This is a genomic window from Clostridium cibarium, from assembly GCF_014836335.1.
Taxonomy (GTDB): Bacteria; Bacillota; Clostridia; order Clostridiales; family Clostridiaceae; genus Clostridium; species Clostridium cibarium.
In genome coordinates, this window is the sequence record NZ_JACSRA010000004.1 from 96,638 (window position 1) to 108,404 (window position 11,767).

11 protein-coding genes are annotated in these 11,767 nt (G+C 31.1%); all 11 read left to right on the forward strand.

Features of this window, described 5'->3' with window-relative positions; all coding sequences use genetic code 11:
- Nucleotides 1–15 precede the first annotated feature (15 nt).
- The 11 genes from infB (at nucleotide 16) to H9661_RS03725 (ending at nucleotide 11,682) form a co-directional block, all read left to right on the forward strand.
- Nucleotides 16–2,097: a translation initiation factor IF-2 gene (gene infB / locus H9661_RS03675; protein ID WP_143314908.1), complete on the forward strand. Its 2,082-nt coding sequence runs from the start codon at nucleotides 16–18 to the stop codon at nucleotides 2,095–2,097.
- Nucleotides 2,098–2,110: 13 nt separating this feature from the next.
- The gene (rbfA, locus tag H9661_RS03680) at nucleotides 2,111–2,464 is read left to right on the forward strand and encodes a 30S ribosome-binding factor RbfA (protein WP_143314909.1); all 354 of its coding nucleotides are present in this window, start codon (nucleotides 2,111–2,113) and stop codon (nucleotides 2,462–2,464) included.
- Nucleotides 2,465–2,466: 2 nt separating this feature from the next.
- A complete protein-coding gene (locus tag H9661_RS03685; protein WP_191767742.1) occupies nucleotides 2,467–3,444 on the forward strand; it encodes a DHH family phosphoesterase in 978 nt (325 codons plus the stop codon).
- Entirely contained in the window at nucleotides 3,441–4,316 is an 876-nt protein-coding gene (gene truB, locus H9661_RS03690) for a tRNA pseudouridine(55) synthase TruB (protein WP_143314911.1), read from the forward strand. Before H9661_RS03685 ends, truB begins: the two co-directional genes overlap by 4 nt.
- Nucleotides 4,317–4,331: 15 nt before the next feature.
- Complete coding sequence (locus H9661_RS03695) at nucleotides 4,332–5,252, forward strand: bifunctional riboflavin kinase/FAD synthetase (protein ID WP_143314912.1); 921 nt, start codon at nucleotides 4,332–4,334, stop codon at nucleotides 5,250–5,252.
- 126 nt (nucleotides 5,253–5,378) lie between these two features.
- A complete protein-coding gene (rpsO, locus tag H9661_RS03700) occupies nucleotides 5,379–5,642 on the forward strand; it encodes a 30S ribosomal protein S15 (protein WP_143314913.1) in 264 nt (87 codons plus the stop codon).
- 83 nt (nucleotides 5,643–5,725) lie between these two features.
- Complete coding sequence (locus tag H9661_RS03705) at nucleotides 5,726–7,834, forward strand: polyribonucleotide nucleotidyltransferase (RefSeq protein ID WP_191767743.1); 2,109 nt, start codon at nucleotides 5,726–5,728, stop codon at nucleotides 7,832–7,834.
- 111 nt (nucleotides 7,835–7,945) lie between these two features.
- Nucleotides 7,946–9,247, forward strand: coding sequence for a M16 family metallopeptidase (locus H9661_RS03710; protein ID WP_191767744.1), 1,302 nt, complete (start codon nucleotides 7,946–7,948; stop codon nucleotides 9,245–9,247).
- 65 nt (nucleotides 9,248–9,312) lie between these two features.
- A complete protein-coding gene (locus H9661_RS03715; protein WP_143314916.1) occupies nucleotides 9,313–9,597 on the forward strand; it encodes a YlmC/YmxH family sporulation protein in 285 nt (94 codons plus the stop codon).
- 18 nt (nucleotides 9,598–9,615) lie between these two features.
- On the forward strand, nucleotides 9,616–10,815 hold the full coding sequence (gene dapG / locus H9661_RS03720; protein ID WP_191767745.1) for an aspartate kinase: 1,200 nt from the start codon (nucleotides 9,616–9,618) through the stop codon (nucleotides 10,813–10,815).
- 69 nt (nucleotides 10,816–10,884) lie between these two features.
- Nucleotides 10,885–11,682, forward strand: a complete 798-nt coding sequence (locus H9661_RS03725) for a ClpP family protease (RefSeq protein ID WP_191767746.1) — start codon at nucleotides 10,885–10,887, stop codon at nucleotides 11,680–11,682.
- Nucleotides 11,683–11,767 lie beyond the last annotated feature (85 nt).

An 11,767-nucleotide genomic window follows, 5' to 3' on the forward strand; every position in this document is an offset into this window, starting at 1 on the left:
TACGGGGGTGACTTTATGTCAAAAATTAGAGTATATGAATTAGCCAAGGAATTGAATATAAGTTCAAAGGAATTAATCACATTATTAATGGAAGAATTTAATGTAGAAGTTAAAAATCATATGAGCGTAATTGAAGACGAAGATGCAGAACTAATAAAAGAATTATTAACTGGTTCAGATAACAAAGAAGATAAAGATGCAACATTAAAGAAAAACGGAGATAAGAAGAGTTTGGTAGATGAATATGAAGATATCCTAGCGGAAGAAGTAAACAAGGGAAATAAGAAGAAGAAAAAGACTAAGAAACAAATTGCAGAAGAAAAGGCTAGAGCAGAACAGGAATTTGCAGAGAACACTATTTTAGAAATAGGGGAAACTATAACTGTAAAAGAACTAGCAGATTTACTTCAAAAACAATATGCAGATGTTATTAAAACATTAATGTTCATTGGAGTAATGGCGGCAATGAATCAAGAAATAGATTATGAAACAGCTGCTAAAGTTTGTGAAAAATACGAAATAATTTGCGAGAAGAAAGAAGAAACTTCAGAACTAGAATCATTAAATCTTGAAACAGAAAAAGAAGAAAACCTTACAAAAAGACCACCAATAATAACAGTTATGGGGCATGTTGATCATGGTAAAACTTCATTATTAGATGCAATAAGAAAAGCAAAAGTTACTGATACTGAAGCAGGTGGTATTACGCAACATATAGGTGCTTATACAGTTAATGTTAAGGGAGAAAAAATTACATTTTTAGATACTCCAGGACATGAAGCGTTTACAGCTATGAGAGCAAGAGGAGCACAAATCACTGATGTAGTTATATTAGTAGTTGCAGCAGATGATGGAATAATGCCTCAAACAAAGGAAGCTATAAGTCACTGTAAAGCAGCTGGGGTACCAATGGTTGTAGCAATAAATAAGATTGATAGACCAAATGCTAATATAGATAAAGTTAAGCAAGAATTAACTGAATATGGATTGGTTGCTGAGGATTGGGGTGGAGATACAATTTGTGTACCAGTTTCAGCAAAGGCAGGACAAAATATAGATCAATTATTAGAAATGGTTCTTTTAACAGCTGAAATGTTAGAATTAAAGGCTAACCCTGATAGAAAAGCTAAAGGGACAGTTATTGAAGCAAAACTTGATAAAGGTAGAGGTTCTGTAGCATCATTACTTGTTCAAAGTGGTACTTTAAGAGTTGGAGATTCAATTTTAGTAGGTACAACATATGGTAGAATAAGAGCTATGTTTGATGATGAAGGAAAGAAAATTAAATCAGCAGGTCCTTCAATTCCAGTTGAAGTTCTTGGTCTTTCAGAAGTGCCAGCTGCTGGAGATAGATTTAATGAAGTTAAAGATGAAAAAACTGCAAGAGCTATGGCTGAAAGTAGAAAAGATAAGATTAAGAGTGATAACTTCCATAGAGTTTCGTTGGAGGATTTATACAATCAAATTAAAGAAGGTACAGTTAAGGAACTTGCAATTATAGTAAAAGCTGATGTTCAAGGTTCCGCGGAAGCAATAAGACAATCACTTGAAAAGTTATCTACAGATGATGTAAAAGTTAGAGTAATTCACAGCGGTGTTGGAGCTATAACAGAAACTGATACTACTCTTGCAACTGCATCTAATGCAATTGTTATAGGATTTAATGTTAGACCTGATACTAATGCCACAGTAGCAGCGGAAAGAGATGGCGTAGATATTAAGACATATAGAATAATATATGATGCAATAGATGATGTTAAATCAGCGATGATAGGTATGCTTGAACCTGAATATAAGGAAGTTGTTTTAGGGAAGGCAGAAGTTAGGGAAACTTATAAGATATCAAATGTTGGTACAATAGCTGGGTGTTATGTTCTTGATGGTAAAGTTAAGAGAAATTCAGAAGCTAGAGTTATAAGAGATGGCATAGTAATTCTAGAAGGAAAATTAGCTTCATTAAAGAGATTTAAGGATGATGTAAAGGAAGCAGCGGCTGGATATGAATGTGGATTAAGCATTGAAAAATTTAATGACTTAAAAGAAGGCGATATAATCGAATCTTTTGAAATTGAAGCAATTAAGAGAAAAGAGCTTTAAAGAGGTGATATAAATGCCTAACTATAGAGGCGGAAGAATAAACGAAGAAGTTAAAAGAGAAATAAGTAACTTAATTCGTAATGAAATAAAAGATACTAGATTAACTGCGATGATTTCAGTAACTGCAGTTAAAGTAACTAAAGATTTAAGATATGCAAAGGTATATGTAAGTATTTTTGCAAAGGATGAAGAAGAAAAGAGTAATAATCTAGAGGCACTAAAAAGTGCAGCAGGTTTTGTTAGACGTGAAATAGCACAAAGAATAAATCTAAGACACAGCCCACAAATTATTTTTGAACTTGATGATTCAATAGACTATGGTATGAAGATAGATAGTTTAATTGAACAGACTAAAGGAAATAGATAGATATGACTCTTAAGGAAATATCAAAGATTATATTAGAGTCAAATAAAATAGGATTGACATTTCATACATCTCCAGATGGGGATGCCATTGGGAGTACTTTAGGACTTTTAAATGGACTTAGGGAAATGGGGAAAGATGTTTATGTAATATCAAGAGAAGTTATTGAAGATAACCTCTCTTTCCTTTCTTTAGGCAATGAAATTGATGGGAAAACTGCTGAACCAGTTAAAGATACTGATTTGGTTATAGTCTTAGATTGTGGAAACAAAGAGAGAATTTGTGCTGATTTAGAAGGTTATGAAGGGACTATGATTAATATAGATCATCATATTTCGAATGATAATTATGGTGATTATAATTATGTTGATCCAACAGCAGCTGCTACTGCTGAGATTGTGTATTTGCTTCTTAAGGCGTTTAATTTTGAATTTAATTGCATAAGTGAAGTATTTCAAAAAATAGGTTCATGTCTTTATACTTCTTTAATTACAGATACGGGCTCTTATAGACATTCAAATGTGACTAAAAGAACTTTTAATATAGCTGGAGAATTAATAGGTTGTGGAGTGAAAAATGATAAGATTCACAATGAATTGTTTGGAAATAAGCCTTACAATAAAGTTAAATTAATTGGAGAAGCTCTAAATAATCTGGAACTTTTAGTTGATAAGAAAGTTTCTGTAATAGCATTAAGTATGAAAGTTCTTGAATCATTTGGAATGACTAATGTAGATACTTCGGATATAATTAATATGGTTTTAAACATAGAGGGTGTTGAAGTTGCATTAGTTTTAAAAGAAGCAGAAGATGGAGTTAAAGGAAGTTTAAGGTCAAAGAATGAGATTGATGTTAGAAAGATAGCGGAAATTTTTGGTGGTGGTGGTCATATAAAAGCTTCAGGGTTTAAAATAAGTGATATGTCCATAGATGAAGCAAAAAATAGAATAATTAACGAAATAGAAAAAGAGATAAAAATATGAATGGTGTAATTAATGTATTTAAAAATAGAGGAATGTCATCATTTGATGTTGTAAGAATAATAAAGAAAGCATCTAAAGAAAAGAAAGTTGGACATACTGGAACGTTAGATCCTGAGGCAACAGGAGTATTACCTGTTTGCTTGGGAAAAGCAACTAAAATAATTGATTATATAATGACCGCTGAAAAAAGTTATTATGTTAAATTTAAGTTGGGGGTAAAAACAACAACTTATGATTTAGAAGGTGAAGTTGTAGAAGAAAAAGATTCATCTAAGTTAAGAAATGAAGAAATTCTTGATGTGATTAATAGTTTCAAAGGAGAATATCTACAAGTTCCACCTATGTATTCAGCATTAAAAAAAGATGGAATAAGATTATATAATCTTGCGAGACAAGGCATTGAAGTTGAGCGAGAAGGAAGAAATATAAACATATATGATATAAAAAATATATATATTTCAAATCCATACATATCAATGGATGTTACATGCTCTAAGGGAACATATATAAGAAGTCTATGTTATGATATAGGTGAAAAGCTTGGAGTTGGAGCTACTATGACAGAATTAAAAAGGACTAAGACTTCTATTTTCACTGAAGAAGAAAGTGTAAATATTGATGAAATAGAAGAAAATAATGTTGGTGAATTTATAATAACATTAGAAGAAGCTTTGAAGAGCTACCCTAAGATTAATATAAATAAGGGATACACTAAGCTATTTATTAACGGAGTAAAAGTTGGAGATAAGAGAAGTCTTGATTTAAAACCTAAAATAGGTCAACTTTACAGAGTATACGATGAAGAAAAAGTATTTATTGGACTGGGCAAACAAGATGAGTTTGGCTTTAAGATAGAGAAGCTTTTAATCTAGTTAGGGGTTAATAAAATGGTATATAAAAATAATAATATTTTAAGAGAAAATAGAAATATAAGTTATATTGCATTAGGAAGTTTTGATGGGCTTCACAAAGGTCATCTTACGTTAATTAGGAAGTTAGTAGATTTAGCTAAGGATAATAAAGGTAAAGGTATAGTTTATACTTTTAAAAATCATCCAAGAACTTTAGTAAAGTCAAAATCTACTCCAAAACTATTATTGGATAATTTGAGTAAAGAAGAAATTCTGAAAGAGAAGAATGTTGATTTAGTTTATTTTCAACAGTTTACAGAAGAATTTATGAAAAACACACCTGAAGAGTTTATAAAATTTCTTATAGATAAATTTAATATAAAAGGTATAGTGGTTGGGTTTAATTATAGATTTGGTTATAAGAATACAGGCGATGTTGAACTTTTACAGAAGTTATCACATAAATATGATTTGGAACTTCATGTAATGGAGCCGTGCAAGTTTGAAGAAGAAGTTGTAAGCAGTACTAGAATTAGAGACGAAATTTTAAAAGGTAATTTAGAGAAAGCTAATAAAATGTTAACTAGAGAATACTTTTTAAGAGGAAAAGTTATATATGGAAGACAAATCGGAAGGACTATAGGATTTCCAACTGCAAACTTAGGCTATTCGGAAGCTGCATTACTGCCTAAAGAAGGTGTGTATTATACAAATGTAATATTGAAAAATAAAAAATATAAAGGAATTACTTCTATAGGGAATAATCCAACTGTTAATGGGAAGACTATAACTGTAGAAACTTTTATTCTTGATTTCGATGGAGATATTTATGGAGAAGAAATAAAAGTTTGTTTCATAGAAAGAATAAGGGATAATAGCAAATTTAATTCAATAAATGAATTAAAGGATCAGCTAAATAAAGATAAAATCTTTGCAGAAAAACAAAAAAACATGTAAATATTGAAAAATGATTTACAATTATAATATGTTTTGTTATAATGACCAGTAGGAACCTAGTCCTATGTTTGAAGGTGCCATCTTCTTACTTGGAACTAAGGGGATAATTTTTGGAGGTGCATACGCATGGATAAGGCAAGAAAATTAGAAATTGTTAAAGAATTTGGAAGAAGCGAAGGGGATACTGGTTCACCAGAAGTTCAAATAGCTTTACTTTCTGAAAGAATTAGCCAATTAACTGGACACTTAAAGGTTCATAAGAAAGACCACCACTCAAGAAGAGGTCTATTAATGATGGTTGGACAAAGAAGAGGTCTTCTAAATTACTTACAAGAACAAGATATCGAAAGATACAGAGCTATTATCAAAAAATTAGGTTTAAGAAGATAATCTTTAGAGCGGGCTAGATCCGCTCTATTATTTTAAAGTTTCAAGAAAAATATGTAAATTTAAAATTGAAGGGAGGTCCTATAATGGGCAATGTGTTAAGCACAACAGTTGCTGGAAGAGAAATGAAAGTTGAATTTGGTAAGGTTGGCATGTTATCAAATGCAGCAATTTTCATGAGTTATGGGGATACAGTAATATTAACTAATGTTAATGCATCAGAAGAACCTAGGGAAGGGATAGATTTCTTTCCATTAAGTGTTGAATATGAAGAAAGATTATATGCAGTAGGTAAAATACCAGGTGGTTTTATTAAGAGAGAGGGAAGACCTTCAAATAAAGCAATATTAAATGGTAGGGCAGTAGATAGAACAATAAGACCTTTATTTCCAAAAGGATATAGAAATGATGTTCAAGTTGTTACTACAGTAGTTTCAGTAGAAAAAGATAATATGCCAGAAATATTGGCAATTAATGCTGCATCGATGGCATTATGCTTATCTACTATTCCATTTACAATACCAGTAGCTGCAGTTCAAGTTGGGCTTATAGATGGTAATTTGATAATAAATCCTAATGCAGATGAAAGGGAGAAATCAAGTCTTCATTTAACAGTATGTGCTACTCGAGAAAAAGTAATGATGATAGAAGCTGGCGGAGATGAAATTGACGAGGATACTATGATTAAGGCTATTAAATATGGATTTGATGCGTGTCAAGGTATAGTTGATTTTCAAGAAGAGGCTATGGAGAAGATAGGTAAAACAAAGGTTGTACCTGACTTATATACTGTAGATGAAGAAGTAGAAAAAGATATAAGAGCATTTGCTACTGAAATGGTAAAAGAAGCAATGTATATTACTGATAAAGACGAAAGAAATGCAGCTGTTGATGCTGTTAATGAAAAAGTTAAGGCTGAATTTGGTGAAAAGTATGAAGGTAAAGAGGCAGATATAAATGAGGTTCTTTATACTATGCAGAAAGAAGTAGTTAGAAACATGCTTCTTAATGATAAGAGAAGACCTGATGGAAGAGCTTTTGATCAAATAAGACCAATAAGTTGTGAAGTAGGTATACTTCCAAGAACTCATGGTACTGGGCTATTTAACAGAGGATTAACTCAAGTAATGACTGTAGCAACACTTGGATCAATTAGTGAAGTACAAATTTTAGATGGAATTGATGAGTCAGAAACAACAAAGAGATATATGCATCATTATAATTTTCCAGGATATAGTGTTGGCGAAGTTAAGCCACTAAGAGGCCCAGGAAGACGTGAAATTGGACATGGAGCATTAGCAGAAAGAGCACTTGAACCATTAATACCTTCAGAAGAAGAATTCCCTTATACAATAAGGTTAGTTTCAGAAGTATTAAGTTCTAATGGATCAACATCTCAAGCCTCCGTTTGTGGTTCTACATTAGCATTATTAGATGCAGGTGTACCGATAAAGAGACCAGCAGCAGGTATTGCTATGGGATTAATTACTTCTAAAGATTTATCTCAAGAAGAAGTGTTAACAGACATTCAGGGTATAGAAGATTTCTTTGGAGATATGGATTTTAAGGTAGCTGGTACAACAGAAGGTATCACTTCAATTCAAGTTGATACAAAACTTAAAGGATTAAGTTTTTATGTAGTGGAAACAGCAATAAGAAATGCTAGAAAGGCAAGATTATTCATATTAGATAAAATGAATGCTTGTATTTCAGGTCCAAGAGAAGAAGTTTCTAAATTTGCACCAAAGACTTGTACAATGCAAATTGATCCTGAAAAGATTAGAGATGTAATCGGAGCAGGTGGTAAAGTTATAAATAAAATAATTGCTGATACTGGAGTTAAGATTGATATTAAGGAAGATGGAACAGTATTTGTATCATCACCTGATCATGATGGAGTAAATGCAGCAATAAAGATAATAGAAGGTTTAACTAAAGAAGTTAAAGCTGGAGAAGTATACTTAGGTAAAGTTACTAAGATAACTACATTTGGAGCATTTGTTGAGATACTTCCAAATAAAGAAGGTTTAGTTCATATTTCTAAGCTTGCTTTTGAAAGAGTGAACAAGGTTGAAGACGTTGTTTCGGTTGGTGATGAAATTTTAGTTAAAGTAACTGAAATAGATAGCCAAGGTAGAATTAATCTTTCTAGAAAAGATGCTTTAAAGGAGCAAGAAGAGCAGAAAGAACAATAAAAGGGCAGTAAATTGCCTTTTTTTTCTGTAGAAAAAATAGGAATAGTAAGCCACGAATTTCTTTATAATAATATAGAGAGGATTCGTGACTTTTGTTATAGGAGGATTTTTATGTATAATTTATATACTTTAAAAAATGGACTACGAGTAGTTACTGAAAAAAATGATTCAGTTAAGTCGATTAGTGTAGGAATAATGGTTCAAAATGGCTCGAGGAATGAAAGTGAAGAGTTAAATGGTATTTCACATTTTATTGAACATATGTTTTTCAAAGGAACGACAAAGAGAAATCCAAAAGAAATAGCTGCGTCAGTAGAGGATCTGGGAGGGCAGATAAACGCTTTTACAAGTAAGGAGACTACTTGTTATTATGTAAAAAACTTAAGCACTCATTTAGATCTTTCTTTAGAAATTTTATCTGACATAATTTTAAATTCAAAATTTGCTACAGAAGATATTGAGAAAGAAAAAGGTGTTGTAGTTGAAGAAATTAATATGAGTGAAGATAATCCAGAAGATGCTCTAGATGACTTGCATTCCAAGGTAGCTTTTGCAAATAGTCCATTATCCTATCCTATTTTAGGAACAAAAGAAAAAGTAAAAAGTTTTAGTAGAGAATCTATTAAAGATTTTATAAAGAAAAAATATACTCCTCATAATTCAGTAATATCAGTTTGTGGTAATTTTGATGATGGTGAATTAAAATTATTAATAGAGAAGTATTTTTGTGGATGGAAAAATGATAATATATATTTACCGTCTTATGGAAGTGAGAGTCTTCAAAGAGGTACAGCATCACTTGATAAAGATATTGAACAACTTCATATAGGGTTAGGTCTTAAAGGGTTGCCTTTTGGACATGAAAAAGGCTATGCACTGATTCTTTTAAGCAATATATTCGGTGGAGGAGCATCATCAGTTCTTTTTCAAAAGGTTAGAGAAGAGTTAGGATTATGTTATAATATCTATTGTTACCCTCAGGCATTTCAAGGGGTTGGAATGTTAAATATTTATACAGGACTTAGCTCAAAATATGCTGAGAAAGCTTTAGATGTTATAATTAAGGAACTTTATAAGTTCTCTAAAAGTACAATTACCAGTGATGTTTTAGAAATGAATAAGGAAAAAATTAAAGCTAATTATATATTAGGGTTAGAAAGTACTAGTTCTAGAATGTTTAGTAATGCAAAATCTGTGTTGTTTAAAAATAAAATTAGTACTCAGGATGAAGTAATAAAGAAAATAGATAGAGTTAACTTAGAAGATGTAGAGTTTGTTTTGAAGGAATGTTTTGGTAACGGAATAATTAATTCTTCATATGTTGGTAGTAACATAAATTATAATTTATTAGATAATGTTATAGAATCCTCAATTGAAGCCTATAAAAATTCTAGCAAGAAAGTTGAAGTTTAAAATTTAAGAATATATACTTTCTTAAAAGCATATTAATTATGTAGAGATTTTAGGAGGTATATATTATGAGTCATGAGAGTAATATAAAGTTATTGAGTGAAATTGGGAAATATGAACTTATTAATGTTAATGATGGAGAAAAATATGATTGTCTTCAGAATAATGATTTAGTAGTTGATGATTTAGGAAATATAAAATTTCTTATAATAAATGTAAGTAACGGGAAATTGGGCTTTTTAGGAGGTTCTAGGGAATTTATTGAAATTCCTTGGGAATGCGTGAAAAAGATTGGTGCACGTACTATAATATTAGATGCAGAGGAAAATGATATTAAAAAAGCAACTATTTAGTTACCAAGGGGGAAAAACATGAAGATAATAGTTCAAAAGTTTGGTGGAACTTCAGTATCTACAGATGAGAGAAGAATGAAAGTAGTTGATAAAGTTAAAAAAGCTATTAGTAATGGATATAATCCTGTTGTAGTAGTTTCTGCAATGGGAAGGAAAGGGGAACCTTATGCTACAGATACGTTACTTTCACTAATAGATAGTAAATTTAAGCAAGATAATAAGTTAGCTGTAGATTTATTAATGTGTTGTGGAGAATTAATTAGTTCTGTAGTTATGGCTAGTGCATTGCAATCAAAAGGAATTGAAGCAGTTCCATTAACAGGTGGTCAAGCTGGAATAATTACTGATAATAAGTTTAACGATGCATCATTAAAGGATTTTAATGATACTAGAATATTAGATATATTAGGAGAGGGAAAAGTTCCTGTTATAACGGGATTCCAAGGAATAACTGAAGATGGATACTTTACAACATTAGGTAGAGGCGGCAGCGATACATCAGCAGCCATATTAGGAGTAGGGTTAGATGCTAATGAAATTGAAATATATACTGACGTAGATGGAATAATGACAGCTGATCCAAGAATAGTTGAGGAAGCTTCGTTAATTAATGTACTAAGTTATGATGAAGTATTTCAGTTAGCTGACCAAGGAGCGAAAGTTATTCATCCGAATGCAGTAGAAATTGCAAAGGTTGGTAATATACCTATAGTTATTAAAAATACTATGAATGACTGTGATGGTACTATTATTAATAGCGTTGGTGATAAGAAAAACAAAAGACTAGTAACTAGTATTACAAGTCATAGTGATAGAGTTCAGGTTTGTATTAAGTTAGAGGACAATAAAGGTAATGACAGATACCAAGATATACTTGAGATAATTGCTGAAAATAAAATATCTTTAGATTTAATAAATATTTTTCCTACAGAACAAATATTTACAATTTCAGTATCAGCAAAAGATAAAGTAATAAATATTTTTAATGAGTTAAATATTAATGCAATAATTAAAGAAGATTTAAGCACTATTGCGTTAGTTGGAGCAGGAATGAAGGGCATTCCAGGTGTTATGGCTAAGATATATAAAGCGCTATATGATAATAAAGTCGAAGTTTTACAAACAGCTGATTCTCATATGACTATATGGTGCTTAATTAAGACAGATGATTTAAGTGAAGCAATAAATGCGCTTCATAGGGCATTTAAGTTATGTTAAAAGAGATTATAAAATAGTATAAATTTTATCCTCCTGTACAAAATAAAAATGTACAGGAGGAGTGCTTTTATGGATAATAATAAAATCAAGGGAAAATCAGAAGAAAAAAAAGAAAATGGTGAAGCAACTGAAAACCTAGAAAAAATGAAATCTATGAAAGATTTTGGAAATATGGGTATGGCTTCACCAAATGAAAGAGTACAGATATTATCAATAATAGGGCAAATTGAGGGGCATATGGTTTCACCACCACAGACTAAAACTACGAAGTATGAACACGTTATACCTCAGCTTATCGCTATTGAACAAAATGAGAATGTAAAAGGTGTTTTGATAATTTTGAATACGGTAGGAGGAGACGTGGAAGCAGGTCTTGCTATAGCCGAAATGATAAATTCAATTTCAAAACCTACTGTATCAATAGTTACTGGTGGAGGTCATTCTATTGGAGTTCCACTAGCAACATCGGCAGATTATTCTTTTATTACCCCTTCGGCAACAATGATAATTCATCCTGTTAGAATGAATGGATTTGTTATTGGGGTTGATCAAACTTTTCAGTATTTCAAAAAGATGCAGGAAAGGATTAATGATTTTATAGTTAGGACGTCTGATATAACTCATGAAGATCTAAACAATTATATGAAGAGAACAGATGAGTTACTTAATGATGTTGGTACTATGCTTATAGGAAAAGAAGCAGTGGAATGTGGACTAATTAATGCAGTTGGAGGTGCAAGTGAAGCTTTAGCAAAACTTAACTCTTTAATTGATGAAAATGAAAATCAGAAAGAAAGCAAAGAAAAGAAAATTACTAAGAAAAGTACTAGGAAAAGAAAGATAGTATCAAAAAATAGTCAAAGATGAGGATGAATGGGAAATTAATAGGACACTTTTTAGTGCCATAACAGTTAATTTCCTATTTTTTATTTAAACTAAAGGAAAATGGACA